This is a genomic window from Streptomyces sp. NPDC041129, assembly GCF_055592265.1.
Genome location: NZ_JBVIYV010000001.1, coordinates 760,312 through 784,612 on the forward strand (window position 1 = coordinate 760,312; position 24,301 = coordinate 784,612).

Annotated in this window: 20 protein-coding genes; 8 read left to right on the plus strand and 12 right to left on the minus strand. The window is 72.4% G+C overall.

Going from position 1 to position 24,301, the window contains the following annotated elements; genetic code table 11:
• Positions 1–34: 34 nt before the first annotated feature.
• The 12 genes from ACZ6B1_RS03335 to rhaI form a co-directional block, all read right to left on the minus strand.
• Entirely contained in the window at positions 35–1,384 is a 1,350-nt protein-coding gene (locus ACZ6B1_RS03335; protein ID WP_468774503.1) for a VWA domain-containing protein, read from the minus strand.
• Positions 1,381–2,238 (minus strand): AAA family ATPase, encoded by an 858-nt coding sequence (locus tag ACZ6B1_RS03340; RefSeq protein WP_468774504.1) that lies wholly within the window; start codon positions 2,236–2,238, stop codon positions 1,381–1,383. Before ACZ6B1_RS03340 ends, ACZ6B1_RS03335 begins: the two co-directional genes overlap by 4 nt.
• A gap of 106 nt (positions 2,239–2,344) precedes the next feature.
• A complete protein-coding gene (locus tag ACZ6B1_RS03345) occupies positions 2,345–2,962 on the minus strand; it encodes an SUKH-4 family immunity protein (RefSeq protein ID WP_468774505.1) in 618 nt (205 codons plus the stop codon).
• 63 nt (positions 2,963–3,025) lie between these two features.
• A complete protein-coding gene (locus tag ACZ6B1_RS03350; RefSeq protein ID WP_468774507.1) occupies positions 3,026–4,714 on the minus strand; it encodes a nucleic acid/nucleotide deaminase domain-containing protein in 1,689 nt (562 codons plus the stop codon).
• A gap of 196 nt (positions 4,715–4,910) precedes the next feature.
• Positions 4,911–6,599, minus strand: a complete 1,689-nt coding sequence (locus ACZ6B1_RS03355; RefSeq protein WP_468774509.1) for a hypothetical protein — start codon at positions 6,597–6,599, stop codon at positions 4,911–4,913.
• Between the two features lie 37 nt (positions 6,600–6,636).
• A complete protein-coding gene (locus ACZ6B1_RS03360) occupies positions 6,637–7,506 on the minus strand; it encodes a nucleic acid/nucleotide deaminase domain-containing protein (RefSeq protein ID WP_468774511.1) in 870 nt (289 codons plus the stop codon).
• 88 nt (positions 7,507–7,594) lie between these two features.
• Positions 7,595–8,242, minus strand: coding sequence for a LutC/YkgG family protein (locus ACZ6B1_RS03365; protein ID WP_468774513.1), 648 nt, complete (start codon positions 8,240–8,242; stop codon positions 7,595–7,597).
• On the minus strand, positions 8,239–9,717 hold the full coding sequence (locus tag ACZ6B1_RS03370; protein ID WP_468774515.1) for a LutB/LldF family L-lactate oxidation iron-sulfur protein: 1,479 nt from the start codon (positions 9,715–9,717) through the stop codon (positions 8,239–8,241). The genes ACZ6B1_RS03365 and ACZ6B1_RS03370 overlap by 4 nt, the downstream gene beginning before the upstream one ends.
• Complete coding sequence (locus tag ACZ6B1_RS03375) at positions 9,714–10,469, minus strand: (Fe-S)-binding protein (RefSeq protein ID WP_468774517.1); 756 nt, start codon at positions 10,467–10,469, stop codon at positions 9,714–9,716. Before ACZ6B1_RS03375 ends, ACZ6B1_RS03370 begins: the two co-directional genes overlap by 4 nt.
• A gap of 72 nt (positions 10,470–10,541) precedes the next feature.
• Positions 10,542–11,990, minus strand: a complete 1,449-nt coding sequence (locus ACZ6B1_RS03380; RefSeq protein ID WP_468774519.1) for a rhamnulokinase — start codon at positions 11,988–11,990, stop codon at positions 10,542–10,544.
• Positions 11,987–14,026, minus strand: a complete 2,040-nt coding sequence (locus ACZ6B1_RS03385; protein ID WP_468774520.1) for a bifunctional aldolase/short-chain dehydrogenase — start codon at positions 14,024–14,026, stop codon at positions 11,987–11,989. Before ACZ6B1_RS03385 ends, ACZ6B1_RS03380 begins: the two co-directional genes overlap by 4 nt.
• Positions 14,027–14,084: 58 nt before the next feature.
• Positions 14,085–15,245, minus strand: coding sequence for an L-rhamnose isomerase (gene rhaI, locus ACZ6B1_RS03390; RefSeq protein ID WP_468774522.1), 1,161 nt, complete (start codon positions 15,243–15,245; stop codon positions 14,085–14,087).
• 260 nt (positions 15,246–15,505) lie between these two features.
• Between rhaI and ACZ6B1_RS03395 the strand changes: the two genes are divergently transcribed.
• From ACZ6B1_RS03395 to sigJ, 8 genes are all read left to right on the plus strand, one after another.
• On the plus strand, positions 15,506–17,023 hold the full coding sequence (locus ACZ6B1_RS03395) for a sugar ABC transporter ATP-binding protein (protein ID WP_468774523.1): 1,518 nt from the start codon (positions 15,506–15,508) through the stop codon (positions 17,021–17,023).
• A 55-nt stretch (positions 17,024–17,078) separates the two neighbouring features.
• Positions 17,079–18,149 (plus strand): ABC transporter permease, encoded by a 1,071-nt coding sequence (locus ACZ6B1_RS03400; RefSeq protein WP_468774525.1) that lies wholly within the window; start codon positions 17,079–17,081, stop codon positions 18,147–18,149.
• Entirely contained in the window at positions 18,142–19,131 is a 990-nt protein-coding gene (locus ACZ6B1_RS03405) for an ABC transporter permease (RefSeq protein WP_468774527.1), read from the plus strand. The genes ACZ6B1_RS03400 and ACZ6B1_RS03405 overlap by 8 nt, the downstream gene beginning before the upstream one ends.
• Before the next feature lie 36 nt (positions 19,132–19,167).
• Positions 19,168–20,247, plus strand: a complete 1,080-nt coding sequence (gene rhaS / locus ACZ6B1_RS03410) for a rhamnose ABC transporter substrate-binding protein (RefSeq protein ID WP_468774528.1) — start codon at positions 19,168–19,170, stop codon at positions 20,245–20,247.
• A gap of 17 nt (positions 20,248–20,264) precedes the next feature.
• Positions 20,265–20,585, plus strand: a complete 321-nt coding sequence (locus ACZ6B1_RS03415) for an L-rhamnose mutarotase (protein WP_468774530.1) — start codon at positions 20,265–20,267, stop codon at positions 20,583–20,585.
• A 183-nt stretch (positions 20,586–20,768) separates the two neighbouring features.
• Entirely contained in the window at positions 20,769–21,800 is a 1,032-nt protein-coding gene (locus ACZ6B1_RS03420) for a LacI family DNA-binding transcriptional regulator (protein WP_468774532.1), read from the plus strand.
• Positions 21,801–21,898: 98 nt separating this feature from the next.
• Positions 21,899–23,200 (plus strand): alpha/beta fold hydrolase, encoded by a 1,302-nt coding sequence (locus ACZ6B1_RS03425; RefSeq protein WP_468774533.1) that lies wholly within the window; start codon positions 21,899–21,901, stop codon positions 23,198–23,200.
• A gap of 150 nt (positions 23,201–23,350) precedes the next feature.
• Positions 23,351–24,244: an RNA polymerase sigma factor SigJ gene (gene sigJ, locus ACZ6B1_RS03430; protein ID WP_468774534.1), complete on the plus strand. Its 894-nt coding sequence runs from the start codon at positions 23,351–23,353 to the stop codon at positions 24,242–24,244.
• The last annotated feature ends 57 nt before the right edge of the window (positions 24,245–24,301 follow it).

Genomic DNA, 24,301 nt, shown 5'->3' on the forward strand with positions numbered 1-24,301 from the left:
ATCATGCCGGACCGCTCCGCTGCACCACCCCGCCTCACACCGGCAGCAGCCGGGCGATCAGTTCGCCGAGCTGCCGGGCGGTCCGGCACTCGTGCATCTCGACGAGTTCGGCGTAGACGGGCGCCGCCGAGTCGCCGGTGCCCCACTGGGCGCGCGGTTCGGGATTCAGCCAGTGCACGCGGCGGGCCCGGCGGGCGAGTTCACGGACGGCGGGCAGGTTCGGATCGCTCATGTTCGTACGGGCGTCGCCGAGCACGAACACCGTCGTCCGGGGCCCGACCGCCGCGCCGTACCGCTCGGTGAACTCGCCCAGGGCGACGCCGTAGTCGCTGCTGCCGTGCCAGCCGGTGAGCGTGGCCTCCGCGCGGATGCGGGCGCCGAGCCCGTCCGGGTCGGCCCGGCCGTGGGCGAGCAGCCCGGTCACCTCGTCCAGCCGGTTGACGAAGGCGAACACACGGATCTTGCTGAACTGGTCGTGCAGGGCCTGCACCAGCAGCATCGTGAAGTCCGAGAACCCCGACACCGAGCCCGACACATCGCACAGCAGCACCAGTTCGGGCCGGACCGGACGGCGCCTGCGCAGCACCGGCCGCATCGGCACCCCGCCCGTGGACAGCGAGGAACGCAGCGTGCGGCGCAGATCGATCGTGCCGCGCGCGGCCCGGCGCCGGCGCGCGGCCAGCCGGGTCGCCAGCTTCCGCGCCAGCGGCCACACCACCCTGCGCAGCTCGGCGAGCTGGTCACGGCGGGCGTACAGGAAGTCCACCCGGTCCGCGGTCGGCGCCACGGCCCGCCGGGCGATCTCGTCCCTGCCGCGCCGTTCGGCGACCCGGCGGCGGGCCTCCGCCCCGACCAGCCGCCGGAACACCTCGATGCGGCGTCTGATCTCGTCGTCCAGCAGCCGGTCCGCGAACCCGGTGCCGCCGTCCCGGCCCCATACGTCGGCCCGCACCCGGGCCAGCAGGGTCTGCGGCCGGAGCCGGTCGAGCGTCTGGTGCGCCGACCAGCCGTCCGATCCCGGTGCGCTCCCGTACCCGCCGAAGCCGTCGACGGCCTCCGCGGCCAGCCGGGCCAGCAGCGCCCGGTCGTCGGCCGCCAGCGCCCGCGCCAGCCGGTCGCGCAGCTCCTCCCGGTCCGCCGGTGCCTGCTCCGGGCCGCCCACGCCCCGTGGGAAGTACAGGTCGAAGACCGGGTCGAACACGGCCCGCTGGGCCGGGCCGTGCAGCAGGGTCGCGGCCAGCCCCTCCCGCAGCAGCTCCCGGTCGGTGAGGCCGAGGGCCTCGACGGCGAGGGCCGCGTCGACCGTCTCCCCGGTGCCGATCCGCACACCGTGCTCGCGCAGCGTGCCGACCAGCCCGGTGATCCGGCCCTCCACACCGGTCACAGCGCGTCCAGGTCCAGCTTGGCCGCCGCCTTCAGTACGTCCTCCTGGTGCTTGAGGAGCACGCCCAGGGTGTCCCGTACGACCGTCTCGTCCAGCGTGTCCGCGCCGAGGGCCAGCAGGGTCCGCGCCCAGTCGACGGTCTCCGCGACGGACGGCACCTTGCGCAGGTCCATCGCGCGCAGCGCCCCGACCACCCGTACCACCGACTCGGCCAGCGCCGCATTCAGCCCCGGCACCTTCAGCGTCACGATCCGCCGCTCCAGCTCCTCCTCCGGGAACCCGATGTGCAGGAACAGACAGCGGCGGCGCAGCGCCTCGGAAAGCTCGCGGCCCGCGTTGGAGGTGAGCACGACGAAGGGGCGGCGGGTCGCGGTGACCGTGCCCAGTTCGGGGACCGTCACCTGGAAGTCGCTGAGCACCTCCAGCAGCAGGCCCTCCATCTCGACGTCGGCCTTGTCGATCTCGTCGATCAGCAGGACCGTCGGCTCCTCGCCGCGGATAGCGGTGAGCAGCGGGCGGGGCAGCAGGAACTCCTCGCTGAAGATGTCGGTGCGGGCCTCGTCCCAGCTCTCGCCGCGGCCCGCGCTGATGCGCAGGAGCTGCTTGGCGTGGTTCCACTCGTACAGGGCCCGGGACTCGTCGACGCCCTCGTAGCACTGCAGCCGGACCAGCCGGGCGCCGGCGACCTGGGCGACGGCCTTGGCCAGCTCGGTCTTGCCGACCCCGGCGGGTCCCTCCACCAGCAGCGGCTTGCCCAGCCGGGCGGCGAGGAAGGCGGTCGTGGCGACGGCGGGCGAGGCGAGGTACCCGGTCTCGGCGAGGCGCGCGGAGACATCGTCGACGGACGTGAACAACGGGGCCTCCGGCTGGGTCGGGGAACGGCTGCCGGAACTATCTAAGCGCTTGTTCAGCGCTCCTGTCACGCGGTCCCGTCTCCCCGGCCGCCCGCCCGTCCGGCGATCATCCGCGGCGCGAGCGAGCCGCCGGGCTGTCGCCCCTGAAGCGCTGGCCCATGGCGATCTCGTCGCCCACCACCGACCAGACGGTCTCGTCGTCCTGGAAGGGGAGCGGATCGATGCCGCTCGTCTCCTCACGGACGCGGTCGACCTCGCCGTCCAGGCGCTCGAAGTCGGCCTCCTCGTCGGCCTCGTCGCCGCTGAAGGTGAACTCGTCGAGCAGGCGCTGGAACCGGACGGTGACCTGGAGGAGGGAGGAGACGTCCGTGTGGAGCTCCTGCACGGTCTCCTCGTCGGGGTCGAAGGCGTACACCTTGCCGGAGACGGGGTCGAGGGCGAGGTGCGCGTTGAGCAGCCAGCCGATGACGGGCCAGTCGCCCGCGCCCTCAGCGGCGTCCTCGAAGTCCTCGACGTGGACGACTTCCCGGACGAGGGGCAGCAGGCCGTCGTCCTCGTCGGGCTGACGCAGCAGGAGCGTCCTGGTGGGGGCGCCGACGGTCTGCAGGAGACGGGCGCCCTCGGTGTCCGCGGCGGCGGGCGGGAAGGCGGTGGCGGGCACGGTCGCGATACGGTCCTCGCCGAAGATGTCGACGAGTTCGCCGCGGGTGACGTCGAAAAGCACTTCCGGAACTCCGAATTTGGTGGTGACGACGGGCGCCGTGGGATTCTTGGCCGACCCGCCCTTCTAGGGAAGGAACCTGCGGTCCGAGGGCGAGAGGTTCATCACCGTATCAGTGCGTCCCCCGGCGACACCGTGCTGGTCCCACTGGTCCTCCAGCCACTGGACGTAGGCACGGTGCTCCCGGTCCTTCTTGTACTTGCTCAACTCCGTGCCGTCCGGCCCCTTTTCGGACTGGTCGTATTTCGCGCTGTGGGTGACCTCGAGATGGTCGGGGAATTCCCTCGCCAGATATTTGTCGCACTTGGGATTCTTCTGGCAGGGCTCTCGTTCCGTGTAGAGATGGCTGACGCTGCCCTCGTGGCCCTTCTTTATCAGCGGATGCCCGATGGAGCGCTCGGAGTGCGCCTTGCCGCTGGCGCCGACCAGGATGAACCGGTTCCCATTGCCGTCGTCGTACAGCGCCGAGGCGTAGTTGCCGCCGGAGATGTAGGAGTCGGGGCGTTCGGAGCGGTTGGCGTAGCGGCCTAGCTGGGTGGCGCGGGCCAGTTCGGTGGAGCCGGGCGCGACCTTCTTGGAGTCGACCCTCTCGCCGTTGCTGGGCTTGTCCTTGCGCTGCTTCTCGTTCTTGTGGTTCCAGGGGTACCAGGCCTTGTCGCCGAGTACCTGGTTCACTCCGGAGGAGTCGCTGTGATGGACCGGGCTGGTGGTCCCGTCGTGGTGCAACTGGCGTATCGAACCGTCGTCACTGAGCAGGTACATCGGCGTGTCGCCGTCCCGCTTCACCTTCTTGACGTCGACCTTGTCGGCCTCGTCGCCGACGTCGTGGTCCTTGCGCTTCTGGTGCCTGGAGGCAGCCTTCACCCGCTCCGGGATGGTGTCGGTGACGTGGTCGGTCACCTTCTTCGCGGCCTTCTCCATACCTTCGATGGCACCCTCGAGTATGCCGTCGAAGGCCTGGGTGAAAGCGTCCTTGCCCTTGGTCTTGCCGAAGGCGTGCTTCGACTTGCCGAGGTGGATCCCGGACTGGCTGCCCAGGTCGCTGCCCTGGCGGGAGACCTTGCCGGCGCCGTCCTCGAACTCGGCGTGGTCGATGACCGTCTTCTTGCCCCCGCTGCCGGAGCCGCCGCTGTCGCCGCCCGCCGAGGCCAGTTGCATGCCGCCCGGTTTGTCACCGGGGTTGAAGGCCCCCTCGGCGAGGTCGAGGACCATGTCCGAGACCAGTTCCTGGAGTTTGCCGGTGACGGGCTCGGTGACCTTCGCGATGAGCGCGTCGACGATCTGATCGACCGCCTCGTCGATGAGCCGCTTCACGATGGTGCGCATCAGCGCGATCTCACCGGCGGCGGCCGCGGCGGAGATACCCAGGGTCACGGGGGCGGCGGCGAGTTCGGCGACGATGGTGCCGGCGAGTACGCCGAGTTCGACGCCCGCCTTGACCTTCATCCCGCGAATTATCTGGCCGACGCCGTCACAGGCGTCCGCGAACAGCCGTGCCACCTCGGGAATCTTCTCCAGGTGACGGGTCTTCACGTGCGACCAGTGCTTCTGCATGGACTCCACGGCCCAGCCCTCGGAGGAGGCGAGGATGCGGCTCACGGACTTGTGCGCCTCACCGCCGTGGCCCTCGAACTGCTCGGCGAAGTCCCGCATGGACGTCGCCATCTCGAAGTAGTCGTCCTCGTCGACATTGGGCCAGTTGACCCCGATGAGGTCGAGTGCCTCGTCGATGATGCTGGGCAGTACCAGACCCATGGCCGCGTGCTCCGTCCCCCGTCGACTACTGGCTCTCCTGCCTCCAGCTAACGGGCCGGCCGGCAGGTACACAAGGGTAAACCGACCCCGTCACGGTTATGTGACAAGAGTTCCATCTGACGATGACGGCAACGGAGTTGACCGGGCTCGCACGGGACACGGAGTGCGCCAGGACGCAACGGGCGGGTGCTGGCCGTCACCGACCTCGCATCCGCACGAGTGCCTCGTCCGTCCCCACCACCAGGTCCCCGTCGGCCGTGAAGGCAAGGGCGTTGGCCTGGCTCCCGGGGCGGAAGGTGCGCAGCCGGTCGTCGTCCAGGACCCGGTGTTCGACGAGGCCGTCGGCCCAGGCGATCGCGAGGACGAGACCGGCGTCGGCCACCGCCACCGCCACCGCGTTGACGGCGCAGCCGCGGGCGGCCACCGGCTCGGGCATGGGGTCGGTGTGGGGGGCCCATGCGCGTACGGTGCCGTCGGCGCCGCCCGTGTACAGCAGGACGACGGTGTCGCCGACCGCGGAGACGGGCAGGGCGGTTGCGGCGACCGCGGTGACCCGCCCCCGGTGCAGAGCGCAGGTACGCGGCTCGGCGCCGACGGCCACCACGTGCACGGTTCCGGCCGCGTCACCGAGGACGACCCGGTCCCCGGCGCCGGTCAGCGCGGTGACCGGCTCCCGCTGACGCCGTGTGTACTCCTGTACGGCGTCGAGCAGTCGCCCCTGCGCGGAGAGGCCGTCGTCGAGGAGGGCGGCAAGCCCCTTGGGCCCCGAGGACTCGGCGGCGCGCTCGCTGTGCAGGAGGCCGTGCTCGTCGAGGACGCTGACGGTGCCGTCGCCGTGCTCGGCGACGGCGCGGACGCCGGGCGCGGAGTGCGGGAGGCGTCCGGTGGAACGGGCGCTCTCCGCGTCGAGGACGCGCACGGTGCCCTGGTGGTCGGCGACGACGAGCTGCCCGGCCAGGGGGCCGGTGCCGGCCGCCAGGGAGCGGACCGGGCCGGGCCACGGCGGGGTGACGTCGCCGCGCACCCGGTGCCAGACGAGGGTCCAGGAGGCGTCCCGGGCAAGGGAGCCGAGGATGCCGGGCAGCCGCGGATCACCTGCGTCACCGAGGGCGGCGAGGAGGACCAGGGCGCGTTCGGCGGCCGGCTGCTCGCGGGTCAGGGAGGCACCGGCCCGCAGCCAGGCGGCGCGCAGTCCGCCGTGGCTCTCCTCGGAGCGTTCGTACGCGGTGGTCACGCTCCAGGGGTCGGCGGCGCAGACCGAGGCGGGATCGTCCAGGTCGAACGGTTCCTCAGGCTCCGGGTCCTGCTCCGCGAGCCCGGGCGGGCCGACGGGGTGGGCCGCCTCCCAGGACTCCCGGCGGGTCTCGTCGGTCCAGCGGGGCTCGTCCAGGTCCATGCGGGCGCAGGGTCCGGCGGTGAGCGCCTGCGCCCATTCCGTACCGGAGCGGACCTCGACAAGCACCCGGACGTGCTCCAACGAGGCGAGAGCCAGGGCGAGATCGACGAGGGAGCCGGGCTGTTCCGCGGAGTGCAGTTCGGGCAGCGCGATGACGGTGCGGCGCCCGTCGGCGGCGAGCGCGGCCAGCAGGTCACCCGGGGAGCGGGCGGCGATCGACAGCTGTTCGCCGAGCATCCAGGCGGTCGTGGTCGCGGTCTGGCCGGGCAGCGGCACGAAGCCGTGGACACGGCGTTCGCCGACGGTGCCGGGCCGGGTGCCGTGGCCGATCAGCCAGGCGAGGAGCCGCGACTTGCCGCTGCCCTCGGCCCCGGTGATCACGGCGAGGCCGGGGGCGTGGGGGTCGCCGAGCCAGGAGAGCAGGGCGGCCGCGGCGGGCTCCCGCCCGGAAGCGGGCCGGGACCAGCGCGGGGCGGGATCGGCGGTCATGAACCCGCCCCCGTCGCCGCGGCACCCGGGCGGCGGGTCACTGACCGGCCTGCTTCGCGGCGTGGGTGATGAGTTCCTTGAGCCCTTCCTCGCGGGACTCCGCGGTGTCGCCGTAGTCGAAGCTGTGCGTGAACTCGGCGTGCGGGAGAACGGCCTGGAGCCAGGCTGCGCAGTAGTGGCCCGGCATCATGCACGGTTCGAGTTCGCAGTAGACGCGGCGGACCTGCTCGGGCTCCACCCCGGCGGAGGCGAGCTGCTGCCACAGCTGCTCCTCGGGGTGCGGGCGGCCGGGGCCGGTCTGGGCGGTGACGATCTTCTTCGTGCCGTCCTCGTCGACGTACTCGAAGGCCGACGAGAAGGGGAAGTTGAGGGTGTGGCGGACGTCGTCGAGCACCCGCGACCACCAGTTCTCCCGGTCGGCCACGGCCTCCGGGTCGATCTGCCGGATCTCCCGGACCAGCGCGGCGAAGGCCTCGGCGGCGGACTGGAGTCCGTCGGAGGCGGCGATCACCGGGAGGGCACGGTCCAGGGCGGCGGCGCAGTGCGTGAAGGCGGCCACGTCCGAGTTGACGAACAGGGCGGCCTCGCCGCGACCGAGGAAGAGGGCCTGTACCGAGCCGTCGGTGCGGACACACAGGTTCGCCAGCCGGTCGGTGCCGATGCGCACCCACTCCGCCCATTCGCCCTGCAGGGCGACGCCGCGGTGGCCCGTGAACATCCCGAGGGTGGGCCCGTCGGTGTCGTCCGCGGCGATGAAGTACGGGCCGACGTGCAGCGGCACACCGACCTGCGCGAGGTGGGCGCGGGCCGAGGCCGGCACGGTTCCGTACGAGGCGGGCAGGCTGATGCGGCGCAGCCCCTGGGGGCCGAACTGCGCGACGGCGGGGTCCGAGGGGAGCTCGGGCATCACAGACCTCTCACGGTGGCGGGCTTACCGGCTCCACCCTATGCGCAGTCCGGGACTCCCATGGTGGAGATCCCGGCTCCGCCGCCGGTCACTCCCCGCTCATCAGCACCACTTCCAGGGTGCGCGGCCCGTGCACCCCCTCCACCCGGTCGAGTTCGATGTCACTGGTCGCGGACGGGCCGGAGATCCAGGTCAGCGGACGGGCGGGGTCCAGCCGCCCGAGGGCCTGCGGGACGGAGGCGACCACCTGGTCCGGGACGCGCACCACGCAGATGTGGTGGTCGGGGATCAGGGTGACGCGGCGCCGGCCCTGGTCGGGGGAGCCGTCCAGGACGAGGGTGCCGGTCTCGGCGATCGCGACCGCGCAGCCGGTGACCACGCTGTCCACCCGGTCGAGTTCACGCGCCGTGCTCGCGGCCCGGTCGTGGACGCGGGTGGGGCCGGCTGCCGCCAGCCAGCCGGGAGGCAGCCCCGGCGGCACGAGCACCCGCTCGGACCCGCGTGCGGCGAGCAGCCGCATGAGCAGATCCGGCAGGTCCCCGGCGTCCGTGCGGTGCACGACCGCCCGGTAGTCCGCCAGGTTTTCGGCCAGCAGCTCGACGGTCTGCCCGGCTGTACGGTCGCCGTGCTCGCGCAGATAGTCCCGCGCCACCGCCTCCTCGTACGGCCGCTCGTCCGCGGGCAGGTCCGCGAGCGCCCGCCGCACCCGGCCCAGGATCCGTTCGCTGCTGCTCACTTCGCCTTGTCCTTCCCGCCGTTCGTACGCTGCCACCAGTCCCGGAAGGGCTCCGCCGGGACGGCCGGCAGATCCCGGGTCCCGCTCCACGCCCGGCCCGGACCCGGCAGTGTGCGCGGATGCAGCCGGCGGGTGCGGGAGGCGAGCCGCTGCCCGGCGCGCAGCGCGCCCGGATGCGAGAACGCCCAGCGCGCGGCCCGCATCGCCGCCCGCTCGGCGGCGTGACCCCGGGCCGGTTTCAGCACCACCTTGTTGCCCGCCCGGACCGCCTGGCCGCCCTGCGCGACCCGCTCCCGCAGATGCACCAGCACCTCCGGGATGTCGATGGCGACCGGGCACACCTCGTAGCAGGCCCCGCACAGCGAGGACGCATACGGCAGCGAGGCGTCGATCTCGCTGCCGGTGCCGCGCAGTTGGGGGCTGAGGATGGCGCCGATGGGCCCCGGGTACACCGAGCCGTAGGCGTGGCCGCCCGCCCGCTCGTACACGGGGCACACGTTCAGGCAGGCCGAGCAGCGGATGCAGCGCAGCGCCTGCCGGCCGACCTCGTCGGCGAGGGTGTCGCTGCGGCCGTTGTCGAGCAGGACCAGATGGAAGGCCTCGGGGCCGTCCTCGCCGGTGGTGCCGGTCCACATCGACGTGTACGGGTTCATCCGCTCGGCCGTCGAGGAGCGGGGCAGCGTCTGCAGGAAGACCTCCAGGTCCCGCCAGGTCGGCACGATCTTCTCGATGCCGACGACCGAGATCAGCGTCTCGGGCAGGGTCAGGCACATCCGCCCGTTGCCCTCGGACTCCACGACCACCAGCGTGCCGGTCTCGGCGACCATGAAGTTGGCGCCGGAGACGCCGACCTTCGCCCGCAGGAACTTCTCCCGCAGATGCAGCCGGGCGGCCTCGGCGAGTTCGGCGGGGGAGTCGCTCAGGCCGTCGGGGGCGGGTCTGCCCCACTCGGCCATCTCGGCGCGGAAGATGTCCCGGATCTCGCCCCGGTTGCGGTGGATGGCCGGGACCAGGATGTGCGAGGGCCGGTCCTTGCCCAACTGCACGATCAGCTCGGCGAGATCGGTCTCGTAGGCGCGGATCCCCTCGGCCTCGAGGGCCTCGTTGAGCCCGATCTCCTGCGTGGCCATCGACTTGACCTTGACCACCTCCGACTCGCCGGTGGCCCTGACCAGTTCGGTGACGATCCGGTTGGCCTCGTCGGCGTCGGCGGCCCAGTGGACCGTACCGCCCGCCGCGGTCACCGCCTCCTCCAACTGGACGAGAAAGCGGTCGAGATGGCGCAGCGTGTGGTCCTTGATCCGCCGGCCCGCCTCCCGCAGCTCCGCCCAGTCGGACACCTCGGCGACCGCCTTGGCCCGCTTGGCCCGGATGGTGTGGGTGGCGTGGCGCAGATTGTCGCGCAGGGTGGGGTTGCCGAGGGCCTCGCGCGCGGCCTCGGGGAAGGCCGGCATGCCCAGATACGTTCCGCTCATGCGGCCGGCTCCTCCTCCGTGCTCGCCAGGATCTCGGCGAGGTGCACCGGCCGCATCTCCGTCCGCAGCCGGCTCATCGTGCCGCCGAGGTGCATCAGACAGGAGTTGTCGGCCGCGCACAGCACCTCCGCGCCCGTCGACTCGGCGCTGCGCACCTTGTCCGCGCCCATCGCCGCCGACACCTCGGCGTTCTTCACCGCGAACGTGCCGCCGAACCCGCAGCACTCCTCGGCCCCCGGCAGCTCCACCAGTTCCAGCCCCTTCACGGCGTTCAGCAGCCGCCGGGGCCGGTCGCCGAGACCCAGGGCGCGCAGTCCGTGGCAGGTGGGGTGGTACGTCACCCGGTGCGGGTAGTAGGCGCCGACATCCGTCACCCCCAGCACGTCCACCAGGAACTCCGTCAGCTCGTACGTCCTCGGCACCACCGGTGCGAGCACCGTGGCCAGCGTCTCGCCCCGTCCCTCGGCCCGCGCCCGCTCACCCATGCGCGGATACAGCTCCCGGACCATCGCCGCGCAGGACCCGGACGGTGTCACGATCGCCTCGTACTTGCCGAAGACCTCGGCGAAGTGCCGGGCCAGCGGCTCCGCCTCGTGCCGGTAGCCGGTGTTGTAGTGCGCCTGCCCGCAGCACGTCTGCGCCATCGGGAAGTCGACCTCGACCCCCAGTCTGGTCAGCAGTCTCACCACCGCCCGCCCGGTGTCCGGATAGAGCGTGTCGTTGACACAGGTCAGGAACAGGGCGACACGCATCGCGGCTCCTCGGCGTCGGTCGTCGGACGTTTGCAGGGTAATCGGCGGAATCCGCCGGGCGGAGGGCGCGGCTCACCGCGTGGCGAGCCGCGCCGCCGCCTCCCGCCAGCGGGCGGTGCCGCCGCGTGGTGTGTAGCGGGTCAGCGGCTGGGTGCGGACGAGCAGCCGGCGCATCCCGGCGAGGTCGCCGGCCAGCCCGTGGGTGCGGGCCTGCACCAGCACGTTGCCGAGGGCCGCGGCCTCCGTCGCGCCCGCTACCACCGGCAGGCCGCAGGCGTCGGCGGTGAGCTGGCACAGCAGCGCGTTGCGGGTGCCGCCGCCGACCACGTACACGATGTCGACCGGATGGTCGGCGAGCCGCTGCGCGTCCTCGACGGCCCGCCGGTGGGCGAGGGCCAGCGAGTCGAGGATGCAGCGCGTCACCTCGGCCCGGGTCCCGGGCACCGGCTGCCCCGAGGCCCGGCATGCTTCGGCGATCCGCTCCGGCATCCCGCCCGGCGCCAGGAACGCCTCGTCCCCGGCGTCCACCACCGACCGCAGGGCGGGCACCGCGGCCGCCTCGCGCAGCAGCGGCGCCAGATGCGGCTCGCCCCAGGCGCGTACGCACTCCTGGAGCAGCCACAGCCCCATGATGTTGCGCAGATAGCGCACGGTGCCGTCGAGCCCCAGCTCGTTGGTGAAGTTGGCGGCCCGGCTCTCCTCGGTGAGCACGGGCGCGTCGAGTTCGAGACCGGCCAGCGACCAGGTGCCGGTGCAGATGTAGGCGAAACTCCCGTCCACCGCCGGCACCGCGGCCACCGCCGACGCCGTGTCGTGCGAGGCGACCGCGGTGACCGGCACCGGCCCGGTGAGCCCGGTCTCCGCCAGCACCTCCGGGCGCAGCACCCCCGCCGGGTCACCGGGCCGCCGCAGCGGCGCGAACAGCCCGAGGCCGATGCCCAGCCGCTGGGCGACGCCGTACGCCCAGTCGCGGGTGCGCGGATCGATGAGCTGGGTGGTGGAGGCGTTGGTCAGCTCGGTGCCCTGCTCGCCGGTGAGCCAGTACGTCAGCAGGTCGGGGATCAGCAACAGACGTGCGGCCTGGGCGAACTGGACGGTCGAGCGGGCGGCGGTGAGCTGGTACAGGGTGTTGAAGGGCGCGTACTGCAAGCCGGTCGCCGCGTACAGATCGGCGGCCGGCACGGTCGCCCACACCTGCTCCGCGACGCCGTCGGTGCGGGCGTCGCGGTAGTGCACCGGATTGCCCAGCAGGGCACCGTCCGCGTCCAGCAGGCCGTAGTCGACGGCCCAGCCGTCGATGCCGACGGAATCGACCCGTCCCGCGGCCCGCAGCCCGTCCAGCACACCGGCGTACAGCGCCGGCACGTCCCAGCGAAGGCCCTCCGGGAACCGCACCGGCCGGTTGGGGAACCGGTGTGCCTCGGTCAGCTCCAGCGAGTCGGGCCCGACCCGTCCGACCATCACCCGCCCGCTGGAGGCGCCGAGATCGACGGCCGCGTACGACCGCGCACCGCCGCTCATCGCAGGAAGGCGGCCGCCACACCCGCGTCGACCGGGATGTGCAGTCCGGTGGTGTGGGTGAGCTCCCCACCGGTGAGGGCGAACACCGCGTTCGCCACGTGCTCCGGCAGCACCTCCCGCTTCAGGAGGGTGCGCCGGGCGTAGAACTCGCCCAGCTCCTCCTCCGGTACGCCGTACACCGCGGCCCGCTGGGCGCCCCAGCCGCCGGCGAAGATGCCGGACCCGCGGACCACGCCGTCCGGGTTGACCCCGTTGACGCGGATACCGTGCTCGCCCAGCTCGGCCGCCAGCAGCCGGACCTGATGGGCCTGGTCTGCCTTGGTGGCGGAGTAGGCGATGTTGTGGGGGCCGGCGAAGACGGCGTTCTTCGACGCGATGTACACGATGTCGCCGCCCAGCCCCTGCGCGGTCATCACGCGCGCGGCCTCCCGGGAGACGAGGAAGGAGCCGCGGGCCATGATGTCGTGCTGCAGGTCCCAGTCCCTGGCCGTGGTCTCCAGCAGCGGCTTGGAGATGGAGATGCCGGCGTTGTTCACCACGAGGTCGACCCCGCCGAAGGCGAGCACGGCGGCCTCGAAGGCCTCGGCGATCCGCTCCTCGGAGGTGACGTCGACGGTCACGGCGACGGCCCGGTCGGCGCCGCCCAGTTCGCCGGCGACGGCGGCGGCGCTCCCCGCGTTCAGGTCGGCCACGACCACACAGGCGCCCTCGGCGGCCAGGCGGTGCGCGACGGCCCGGCCGATCCCGCTGCCGGCCCCCGTCACCAGGGCCACCCGGGTGGCCAGCGGCTTCGGCTTCGGCATCCGCCGGAGCTTGGCCTCCTCCAGCGCCCAGTACTCGATGTGGAACTTCTCCGACTCCTCGATCGGCGCGTACGTGGACACCGCCTCGGCGCCCCGCATCACGTTGATCGCGTTGACGTAGAACTCGCCCGCGACCCGGGCGGTCTGCTTGTCCCTGCCGAAGCTGAACATGCCCACCCCGGGGACCAGCACGATCGCCGGGTCGGCGCCGCGCATGGCGGGGGAGTCGGGCAGGGCGTGCCGCTCGTAGTAGGCGGCGTACTCCTCGCGGTAGGCGGCGTGCAGCTCACGCAGCCGGTCGACCGCCTCCTGGAGCGGCGCCGACGGGGGCAGGTCGAGGACGAGCGGCCGTACCTTCGTGCGCAGGAAGTGGTCCGGGCAGGAGGTGCCCAGGGCGGCCAGCCGCGGGTGCTCGGCGCGGGAGACGAAGTCCAGCACGACGTCCGGGTCGGCGAAGTGGCCGACCTGCGGCCGGTCCTGGGAGGCGATGGCCCGTACGTACGGCGCGAGCGCGGCGGCCCGCGCCCGCCGCTCGCCCTCGGGCAGCGCCTCGTGGCCCGCGATGACGGGCCCGAAGGGTTCGGCCCTGCCCTTCTTCGCGAGGAAGGCCTCGGCGGTGCGGATGATGTGCAGCGAGTTGCGCTCGCACTCCTCGGCGCTGCCGCCCCAGGCGGTGATGCCGTGCCCGCCGAGCACGCATCCGATCGCCCGCGGGTTGGCCGCCTTGACGGCCGCGATGTCCAGCCCGAGCTGGAACCCGGGCCGCCGCCACGGCACCCAGGCCACGGAGTCGCCGAAGCACTCGGCGGTCAGCTTCTCCCCGTCGGCCGCGCAGGCCAGGGCGATACCGGAGTCGGGGTGCAGGTGGTCCACGTGCGGGGCGTCGACCAGGCCGTGCATGGCGGTGTCGATGGAGGGAGCCGCCCCGCCCTTGCCGTGCAGGCAGTAGTCGAACGCGGCGACCATCTCGTCCTCGCGCCCGACACCCGGGTAGACGTCGGCGAGGGCGCGCAGCCGGTCCAGCCGCAGCACGGCGAGCCCGGCTTCGGTGAGCGTGCCGAGGTCGCCGCCGGAGCCCTTCACCCACATCAGCTGCACGTCACCGCCGGTGACGGGGTCGGTGCCGGTTCCCTTGGCGGAGGCGTTTCCGCCGGCGTAGTTGGTGTTGCGGGGGTCGGCGCCCAGCCGATGGGAGCGGGCGAGGAGAGCGGCGGCTTCGGGATGCGTTGCCATGGATCTCGGTCCTTCTGTGGAAGAGGATGGACGGGGGCGGAACGGTCGCGACAGGCCCTCAGGCACCCCACCCCGCCTGCTCGCCACCCACCCGTTCGGCGACGATCCGCTCCGCCCACCCGGACCGGGCGTACGCGGAGACCGGGTCGCCGTCCAGCCCCGTCTCCTCGCGCACCTCGCGGAGCAGCGGCCGGACGTCGGTGTTGTAGGCGTCCATCAGTACGGCGTTGGCGCCCAGGACGTCACCGGAGGCCTGTGCCGCGGCCAGCGCCGTTCGGTCGACCAGCAGCGCCTTGGCCGTGGCCTCCTGGACGTTCATCACGGAGCGGATGATGGCCGGGATCTTCGCCTCGATGTTGTGGCACTGGTCGAGCATGAACGCCACGTCGGAGGTGAACCCGTCCCCGCGTACCACCTCGTACATGATGCGGAAGAGCTGGAACGGGTCCGCCGCCCCGACCATGAGGTCGTCGTCGGCGTAGAAGCGCGAGTTGAAGTCGAACCCGCCGAGCCTCTCCTCCCGCAGCAGCGTGGCGACGATGAACTCGATGTTGGTGCCCGGCGCGTGGTGCCCGGTGTCGACCACCACCTGTGCCTTCGGTCCCAGCTTCAGGCAGTGCGCGTAGGCCGTGCCCCAGTCCGGCACGTCCGTCGTGTAGAAGGCCGGCTCGAAGAACTTGTACTCCAGCAGCATCCGCTGCCCGTCCCCGAGCCGGGCGTACACCTCCGCCAGCCCTTCGGCCAGCCGGTCCTGCCGGGCCCGTACGTCGTCCTGGCCGGGGTAGTTGGTGCCGTCCGCGAACCACAGCTTCAGGTCCCGGGAGCCGGTGGCGTCCATGATGTCGACGCACCGCAGCAGGTGGTCCACCGCCTTGCGGCGCACCTTCGCGTCCGGGTGGCAGACGCTGCCCAGTCTGTAGTCGTCGTCCTGGAAGGTGTTGGAGTTGATCGCGCCGAGCCGCACCCCGCGTTCCTCGGCGAACCCGGCCAGCGCCGCGTAGTCCTCGACCGTGTCCCACGGGATGTGCAGCGCGACCGTCGGCGCGACCCCGGTGAACTCGTGGACCTTCGCGGCGTCCGCCAGTTTCTCCCAGGGCGAGCGCGGTACGCCCGGCTGCGCGAACACCTTGAAACGGGTCCCCGAGTTCCCGTACGCCCACGACGGCGTCTCGACGGCCTGGGTCCTGAGGGCGGCCTTCACCGCGGCGAGGTCGGTCACTTCGGGGCTCCTGGAGTGTCGGGTGAAACCGCTGAGCATGTGAAACGATTCAGAACGGCAAGCTATGAGCCGCTCGATGGGGTGTCAAGCACTCCGGTCGACACCGTTTCCATGACTCCTCCGTGACCTTCGGCTATCGAAAGTTTTTCGACACGGACCCATTGACGTGACATGCCCGGGATGCCTAACGTCCCGGCAATCCAGTTGAAACCTTTCACGACGCCGAGGGGCGGTGCCGCCGGTGTCGTCGAGGAGCCCCCATGACCCACCCGCCTGACCCGGGAACGACCCCGGTGCTGGCCCTGCGGGACGTCTCCAAGTCCTTCGGTGCCGTACGCGCCCTGCGAGGCGTCTCCCTGGAGCTGCTCCCCGGCGAGGTGCACGCCCTCGCCGGCGAGAACGGCGCGGGCAAGTCGACCCTCATCAAGACGCTCGCCGGGGTGCACCGCCCCGACTCCGGGCAGGTGCTGCTCGACGGCGAGCCCGTCGTCTTCCACGGCCCCGGCGACGCCCGTGATGCCGGGATCGCCGTGATCTACCAGGAGCCCACGCTCTTCCCCGACCTGTCGATCGCCGAGAACATCTTCATGGGCCGGCAGCCCCGCCGGGCCCTCGGCCGGATCGACCACAAGGCCACGCACGCGGCGACCGCCGCCCTGATGAAGCGGCTCGGCGTCGAGCTCGACCCGGACCGCCCCGCCCGCGGACTGTCCATCGCCGACCAGCAGATCGTGGAGATCGCCAAGGCGCTCTCCTTCGACGCCCGGGCCCTGATCATGGACGAGCCGACGGCCGCCCTGACCGGCAGCGAGGTCGCCCGGCTCTTCGGCGTCGTCCGCACCCTGCGCGAGCAGGGGGCCGCCGTGCTGTTCATCTCCCACCGGCTGGAGGAGATCTTCCGGATCTGCCGCCGGGTGACCACGCTGCGGGACGGCGCCTGGATCGCCAGCGAGCCCCTCGACGGCATGACCGAGGACGACCTGGTGCGCCGGATGGTCGGCCGCGACCTGGACGAGCTGTACCCGAAACAGGACGTCACGCCCGGCGAAGTCGCCCTGAGCGTCCGCCGGCTGACCCGGGAGGGCGCCTTCACCGACGTCTCCTTCGAGGTACGGCGCGGTGAGATCGTCGGTCTCGCGGGGCTCGTCGGCGCCGGCCGCACCGAGGTGGCCCGCGCCGTGTTCGGTGTCGACCGGTGGGACGCCGGCGAGGTGGAGGTCGAGGGCCGCAGGCTCACCCGGGGGGCGCCCTCCACCGCGATGGCCGCCGGACTCGCGCTGGTTCCCGAGGACCGGCGCGCCCAGGGTCTGGTGATGGAGATGTCCATCGCACGCAACATCGGGCTCACCGGCCTGCGCACGACCGTGAAGGCCGGCCTGATGGACCGCGGCGCCGAACGCAGCCGCTCCCTCGACTGGGCGGTACGGCTCCAGGTGAAGTACGCCCGGATCGCCGACGCCGTCTCCACCCTCTCCGGCGGCAACCAGCAGAAGGTCGTTCTCGCCAAGTGGCTGGCCACCGGCCCGAAGGTGCTGATCGTGGACGAGCCGACGCGCGGGATCGACGTCGGCACCAAGGCCGAGGTGCACCGGCTGCTCGGCGAACTGGCGGCCGAGGGCGTCGCCGTCCTGATGATCTCCTCCGACCTGCCCGAGATCCTGGGCATGGCCGACCGGGTGCTCGTCATGCACGAGGGCCGCATCACCGCGGAGATCCCGCGCTCCGCGGCCACCGAGGAGACGGTGATGGCCGCCGCCACCGGAAGGGCCGCCGCATGAGAGCCGCAGAAAGGGCCGCCGCCATGACCTCGACCGTCACCAGGAGGGCCGCCGCATGACGGTGACCGCCCCGAACGAGACGCCGCTCACCGAGGTGCCGAGGTCCAGCGGCACCCGGCTGGTGGACCGGGTCTTCAAGATGCGCGAACTCGCCATCCTGGCCGTCTTCCTGGTGATGATCGCCGTCACCCAGGCAGGCAACAGCGAGTTCCTCTCCGAGCAGGGCATCAAGGACCTGCTGCTCAACGCCACGATCCTGGTGCTCGTCGCCACCGGCCAGTCCCTGGTCGTCATCACCCGCAACGTCGACCTGTCGGTCGGCTCCACCCTCGGCATCAGCGCCTTCGCCGCCGGCACCTTTCTGCACGGCGGCGGGAACGCGGCCGTCGCGCTGCTCCTCGCCGTGCTGCTCGGCATCGGCTGCGGGCTGCTGAACGGTCTGCTCGTCAGCCTCGGCCAGGTGCCCGCGCTGGTCGTCACCCTCGGCACCCTGTACATCATCCGGGGCATCGACTCCATCTGGGTCGGCTCCCGGCAGATCACGGCGGCCGATCTCCCCGGCGGATTCGTGGACTTCGGCTCCGGCGGCGTCTCCGCCGTCCCGTGGCTCGCCCTCATCGCGCTCGCCGTGCCGGCCGCCACCGCCTACTGCCTCAAGCACTTCGGCAGCGGACGGGAACTGTACGCGCTCGGCTCCAACCCGGAGGCCGCCCGGCTGGCCGGCATCCCCGTGCGCAAGCGCATCCTGGCCGCCTACACCGTCTGCGGCGCCCTCGCCGGGCTCGCCGGCGCCCTCTATCTGGCCCGGTTCGGCAATGTCGACTCCGGCACCGGCAACGGCTACGAACTCACCGTCGTCAGCGCCGTCGTCGTCGGCGGCGTCGCCTTCACCGGAGGCTCCGGCAGCGTCTACGGCGCCGCCCTGGGCGGACTGCTGCTCACCTCCGTCAACAGTGTGCTCCCCGCCCTCGGCGTCAGCTCCGTGTGGGTGCTCGCGATCAACGGCGTCCTGCTGCTGCTCGCCATCGCGCTCGACCGCGTCGTCGCGCTGCGGGTGGCCGCCGCCCTGAAGAAGAAGTCGGCCCTGAGCAAGGCCCCCCTGACGAAGGAGAAAGCCGGTGCCTGAGTCGCTGAGCCGCGCCGTCCGCTGGGACACCGTCGTCGGCGCCCTCCTGATCGTCCTGCTGCTGCTGTCGTTCGGTTTCGTGGACGGCTTCGGCAACGCCCTCAACCTGTCCTTCCTCATCGGCAACACGCTGCCCATCGCGCTGATCGCCCTGCCCATGACCCTGCTCGTGGTCTCCGGCGAGATCGACCTTTCGGTCGCCTCCACGGCCGGGCTGTCCGGCGCCGTGATGGGAAGACTGTGGAACCAGGGCATGGCCATCGAGACGATCATCCCGCTGTGCCTGCTGCTGGGCGTCGTGTGCGGCCTGGTGAACGGCCTGCTGGTGACCAGGCTGGGGCTGCCGTCCCTCGCCGTCACCATCGGCACGCTCGCCGCCTACCGGGGCATCGCGCAGATCGTGCTCGGCTCGGACGCGGTGACCGACTTCCCCGGTCAGTACCTCGACTTCGCCGCCGGGCGGCTCGGCGGTACCTTCCTGCCGCAGGCCTTCCCGCCCTTCCTGGTGCTGCTGGCCATTGCCGTCGTCGTCCTGCACGCCACCCCGTTCGGCCGGTCGCTGTTCGCGGTCGGAGCCAGTGAGGAGGCGGCGCGGTTCGCCGGCATCCGGGTCAAGCGGGCCAAGCTGGTCCTGTTCGTCGCCACCGGGTTCATGTCCGCCCTCACCGGCGTGTTCTGGGCCCTGCACTACGCCAGCGCCCGCTACGACAACGCCACCGGTCTCGAACTCTCCGTCGTCGCGGCCGTGCTGCTCGGCGGCATCGACTTCGACGGCGGCAGGGGCACGCTCGGCGGCGCGATCGCCGGGGTGTTCCTGCTGGGCGCGCTGCAGAACGTGATGAGCCTGCTGAACGTCTCCGCGCAGTCGCAGATCGTCGTCACCGGCGTGCTGCTCGTCGTCTCCGTGCTCGGACCCCGGGTCGCACGCCGGGTCACCGTCGCCCGGCTGGGCCGCAGAGCCGCCTCGGCACCGACGTCGTGACTCCCCGCCACTCACCCCTCGTAAAGGAACCCGACCATGCGCCAGTCCACCCTGCGCCGCACCTGCGTGGCCCTCGCCGCCGTCACCTCCCTCGCGCTCGCCGCCACCGCCTGCGGCGGCACCACCAAGAACGACGTCAAGAACGACGGCGGTCCGGCCACCTCCGCCGGCAAGGCCGATCCGAAGGCGGCCACCAAGAAGGGACTGACCGTCGGCTTCCTGCCCAAGCAGGTGAACAACCCGTACTTCACCACCGCCGACAAGGGCGGCGAGAAGGCCCTCGCCGAACTGGGCGAGAAGTACAAGGAGGTGGGGCCCTCCAGCGCCACCGACACCTCCGGGCAGGTGAGCTACGTCAACACCCTCACCCAGCAGCGGGTGAACGCGATGGCCGTCTCCGCGCAGGACCCGGGCGCCCTGTGCACCGCGCTCAAGCAGGCGATGACCAATGGCATCAAGGTCGTCACCTACGACTCCGACACCGACCCGGGCTGCCGCAACGCCTTCGTCTCCCAGGCGTCCGCCGAGGACCTCGGCCGCACCGAGGTCCAGCTCCTCGCCGAACAGATCGGCTACAAGGGCGAGATAGCGATCCTGTCCGCGGCGCAGACCGCGACGAACCAGAACACCTGGATCGGCTACATGAAGGACGAACTGAAGGACCCCAAGTACAAGAACGTCAAGCTCGTCAAGATCGCCTACGGCAACGACGACGCGCAGGCGTCCTTCCAGCAGACCCAGGGCCTGCTCCAGGAGCACCCGGACCTGAAGGGGATCATCTCCCCGACCACCGTCGGCATCAAGGCCGCCGCCCAGTACCTGTCCGGCTCCAAGTACAAGGGCAAGGTGAAGCTGACCGGCCTCGGCACCCCCAACGACATGCGCAAGTACGTGAAGAACGGCACCGTCGACGGCTTCGAGCTGTGGGACCCGGCGAAGCTCGGCGACCTGGCGGCCCGTACCGCCGTCGCCCTGGCCTCCGGGCAGATCACCGGCAAGGAGGGCGAGACCTTCGAGGCGGGCGGCACGTCGTACACCATCGGCAAGGACGGCGTGATCAACCTGGGCAAGCCGACCGTGTTCGACGCGAAGAACATCGACCGGTTCGACTTCTGACGGACGAGGGGGCGTTGATGCGACGCGTGTGCTTCCTGCTGAAGGTCAGGGCGGACCGTCTCGACGAGTACCGCGAGCGGCACTCCGCCGTCTGGCCGGAGATGCTCGACGCGCTCCGGGCGACCGGCTGGCACAACTACTCGCTGTTCCTGCGCGAGGACGGCCTGCTCGTCGGCTATCTGGAGACCGAGGACCTCGCCGCCGCCCGGGCCGGCATGGAGGCCACCGGCGTCAACGCCCGCTGGCAGGCGGAGATGGCGCCGTTCTTCGAAGCGCTGGACGGTGCCCGGCCCGACGAGGCGATGACGCCGCTCACGGAGGTGTTCCACCTGCCATGACCCCTTCCCGCCGTACGTCGCGGACTTCCCGCCGACCGCCCGGACGGGGCCGTGATGCCGGTCATGACGGTAATGTGAGGGCCCTTCCGCCGCCGGGCGCGCGTCCGCCCCTGAGCGAGCGTCCGTGGTTGCCCGTGCGCGCCTTCCCCCGCCGCCCCTCGTCCCCTGGAGGTCCGAAGCCCGATGGCCCAGTCGGTGGGTATCAAGGACGTCGCCCGCGCCGCCGGAGTCTCGGTGGGCACGGTCTCGAACGTCATCAACCGCCCGGAGACCGTCGCCGGCGAGACCCGGGCGCGGGTGCTGTCCGCGATCGACCGGCTCGGCTACGTCCGCAGCGAGTCGGCCCGGCAGTTGCGCGCCGGCCGCAGCCGGATCATGGGCCTGCTGGTCCTGGACATGGGCAACCCCTTCTTCGTGGACGTGGCCCGCGGTGCCGAGCGGGCGGCCCGGGACGCCGGGCTCGGCGTGATGGTCTGCAACAGCGCGCAGAACGCGGCCGAGGAGGCGGAGTACCTGTCGCTCTTCGCCGAGCAGCGGGTACGCGGGGTGCTGCTCACCCCGGCCGACGCCACCGGCCGCAACATCGCGGCCTTCCGCCGGCACGGCATCCCCTTCGTGCTGGTCGACCGGGTCGCCGAGGGCACCACCGAGTGCTCGGTCTCCGTGGACGACGTGGCGGGCGGCGCCCTGGCGGTCCGGCACCTGGTGGACGCCGGTCACCGTTCGATCGCCTACGTCAGCGGTCCGCCCGGTCTGAACCAGGTGCGCGACCGCCGCACCGGCGCCCTGAACGCCCTGGCCGAGGCCGGGCTCGGCCCCGACGCCCTGCGCGAGCTGCCCACCGAGCGCCTGGACGTGGCCGCCGGCCGGGACGCGGGCGCCCGGCTGCTGGGCCTCGCCGACCGGCCCACCGCCGTCTTCTGCGCCAACGACCTGCTCGCCCTCGGCGTGCTCCAGGCCCTCTACGCGGCCGGCGTCGTCGTACCCGACGACCTGGCGATCGTCGGGTACGACGACATCGAGTTCGCCGCTGCCGCCGCCGTACCGCTGACCTCCGTACGGCAACCGGCCGTCACCATGGGCGCCCTCGCCGCGGAGCTGCTGCTGGAGGAGACGGAGGCCGGCACCGAGGGCGGCGCCGGCCGGCACGAGCACCGGCGGGTGGTGCTGCAGCCCGAGCTGGTGGTGCGCCGCTCCAGCCTCGCCGCCCGCTGACCGGAAGTTCAGTAAAAATCCGTGATCCCGGGTGGGTGGGCCCGGCCGCCGGTGTGCTGAACTGGGGCGCGTCCGCGCCGTCCGTCCCGGGAGATCCGTTGACTTCCAGCTACCGCCAGCCCGGTGTCGTCCTCACCGACCGCCGCTTCACCGTGCCCCTCGACCACGCCCGGCCGGGCGGCGAGACCATCGAGCTGTACGCCCGTGAGGCGGTCGCCGGCGACAAGGCGGGGCAGGACCTGCCCTGGCTGCTGTACCTGCAGGGCGGCCCCGGCTTCGGGGCGAATCGTTTCGTCGGACGGCAGGCCTGGCTCGACCGCGCCCTGAAGGACTACCGCGTCCTCCTCCTGGACCAGCGCGGCACCGGCAGCTCCACGCCCGCCACCCGGCAGACCCTCCCGCTGCGCGGCGGTCCCGCCGAGCAGGCCGACTACCTCACGCACTTCCGCGCCGACTCCATCGTCCGCGACTGCGAGGCCATCCGTCCCCGGGTGACGGGCGGCGCCCCCTGGACCGTGCTGGGCCAGAGCTTCGGCGGCTTCTGCACGGTGTCGTACCTCTCCCTCGCCCCGGAGGGCCTGAACACCGCCGTCATCACCGGCGGCCTGCCCTCCCTCGACGCCCACGCCGACGACGTCTACCGGGCCGCCTACCCGCGCGTCGAACGCAAGGTCGCCGCGCACTACGCCCGCTACCCGCAGGACGTCGAGCGGGCCCGGCGCATCGCCGACCACCTCCTCACCCACGACGTCGTCCTGCCCGGCGGCCACCGTCTCACCGTGGAGGCGTTCCAGTCCCTGGGCCTGATGCTCGGGGCGAGCGACGGCAGCCACCGGCTGCACTTCCTGCTGGAGGACGCGTTCGTCCGCGCTCCCGGCGGCCCGGAGCTGTCCGACGCCTTCCAGGAGCAGGTGCGCGGCCTGCTGTCGTACGCGGGACACCCGCTGTACGCGCTCGTCCACGAGTCCATCTACGGCCAGGACGCCCGCCCCACGGCATGGGCCGCCGAGCGGGTCCGTGCCGAGTTCCCGCAGTTCGACGCGGCCAAGGCGATCGCCGGTGACGCCCCGGTGCTGTTCACCGGCGAGACAGTGCACCCCTGGATGTTCGATGCCGACCCGGCCCTGCGCCCGCTGCGCGAGACCGCCGAACTGCTCGCCGCCCGCACCGACTGGCAGCCCCTGTACGACCCGGCCCGCCTCGCCGCCAACGAGGTCCCGGTCGCCGCGGCGGTCTACCACGACGACATGTACGTGGACACGGCCCACTCCCTGCAGACGGCCCGCGCCGTGCGTGGGCTGCGGACCTGGGTGACCGACGAGTACGAGCACGACGGCCTGCGCGCCGGGTCGCCCCGCGTCCTGGACCGGCTGCTCGCCCTGACCCGCGACGAGGTCTGAGCCAACGGGGCGCGCCGTAAAAGGAGTTGCGGCGACGGCCGGGCGGCATAGTCTGCGGCCACGGGCGAGCCGACGATCACCGGGCCGCTGCCGCTGCCCACGGCGGGGCCGGTGCGGGCGCCCCGCCGACACCGAACGAACGGGGACCCCATGAACGGCACCGACCTGCTCGCCGACCGCTTCGAGGAGCACCGGGGGCACCTGCGCGCGGTGGCCTACCGGATGCTCGGCTCGCTCACCGAGGCGGAGGACGCGGTCCAGGAGACCTGGCTGCGGCTCGGCCGCGGTGACGCGGAGGAGATCCGCAACCTCGGTGGCTGGCTGACCACCGTGGTGGGCCGGGTATGCCTGGACATGCTGCGCTCGCGCACCGCGCGCCGCGAGGAGCCGATGGACGACTCGTTCGTCCCCGATCCGGTGGTCCGGCCCCTCGGCGCGACCGACCCCGAGAAGGAGGTGCTGGAGGCCGACTCGGTCGGGCTGGCGCTCCTCGTGGTGCTCCAGACGCTGGAGCCCGCCGAACGGCTGGCGTTCGTCCTGCACGACATGTTCGCCGTGCCCTTCGACGACATCGCCGCGATCGTCGAGCGCACCCCGGCCGCCACCCGGCAGCTCGCCAGCCGGGCCCGCCGCAGGGTGCAGGGCGCCGGCACCTCGGCCGACCCCGACCTCGGCCGGCAGCGGCAGGTGGTCGACGCCTGGCTGGCCGCCACCCGCGGCGGTGACTTCGAGGCGCTGCTCGCCCTGCTCCACCCGGACGTGGCCCTGCGCGCCGACGCGGGCGTCCTGGTCCGGGGCGCCGGCGCGTCCAAGGCGGTCAGCGGGGCCCGTACGGTGGCCGAGCAGGCCTCGATGTTCTCCCACCTCGCCGTGTACGCCCGTCCGGTGCTGGTCAACGGAGCGGTGGGCCTGGTCACCGCCCCCGAGGGACGGCCGGTCTCGGTCACGGCGTTCACGGTCGCCGACGGACGGATCACCGGCATGTACATCCTCGCCGACCCGGAGCGCCTGGCCCGGCTGGACCTGCCCGCGCTGGGGGACTGAGGGCTGGGGGCTGAGGACCGGCCGCATGGGCCGCGGGGCTCGGCGGTGTGCTCTGCG

Coding starts and splice junctions, on each gene's coding strand:
- ACZ6B1_RS03350 (WP_468774507.1), bottom strand. CDS start 4,714: ATGGGTCTGGTACTGCCCAGCATCATCGACGAGGCACTCGACCTCATC.
- ACZ6B1_RS03375 (WP_468774517.1), bottom strand. CDS start 10,469: ATGCGTGTCGCCCTGTTCCTGACCTGTGTCAACGACACGCTCTATCCG.
- ACZ6B1_RS03400 (WP_468774525.1), top strand. CDS start 17,079: ATGACGGTGACCGCCCCGAACGAGACGCCGCTCACCGAGGTGCCGAGG.
- ACZ6B1_RS03385 (WP_468774520.1), bottom strand. CDS start 14,026: ATGGCAACGCATCCCGAAGCCGCCGCTCTCCTCGCCCGCTCCCATCGG.
- ACZ6B1_RS03360 (WP_468774511.1), bottom strand. CDS start 7,506: ATGCCCGAGCTCCCCTCGGACCCCGCCGTCGCGCAGTTCGGCCCCCAG.
- ACZ6B1_RS03355 (WP_468774509.1), bottom strand. CDS start 6,599: ATGACCGCCGATCCCGCCCCGCGCTGGTCCCGGCCCGCTTCCGGGCGG.
- sigJ (WP_468774534.1), top strand. CDS start 23,351: ATGAACGGCACCGACCTGCTCGCCGACCGCTTCGAGGAGCACCGGGGG.
- ACZ6B1_RS03370 (WP_468774515.1), bottom strand. CDS start 9,717: ATGAGCGGAACGTATCTGGGCATGCCGGCCTTCCCCGAGGCCGCGCGC.
- ACZ6B1_RS03395 (WP_468774523.1), top strand. CDS start 15,506: ATGACCCACCCGCCTGACCCGGGAACGACCCCGGTGCTGGCCCTGCGG.
- ACZ6B1_RS03380 (WP_468774519.1), bottom strand. CDS start 11,990: ATGAGCGGCGGTGCGCGGTCGTACGCGGCCGTCGATCTCGGCGCCTCC.
- rhaS (WP_468774528.1), top strand. CDS start 19,168: ATGCGCCAGTCCACCCTGCGCCGCACCTGCGTGGCCCTCGCCGCCGTC.
- ACZ6B1_RS03420 (WP_468774532.1), top strand. CDS start 20,769: ATGGCCCAGTCGGTGGGTATCAAGGACGTCGCCCGCGCCGCCGGAGTC.
- ACZ6B1_RS03415 (WP_468774530.1), top strand. CDS start 20,265: ATGCGACGCGTGTGCTTCCTGCTGAAGGTCAGGGCGGACCGTCTCGAC.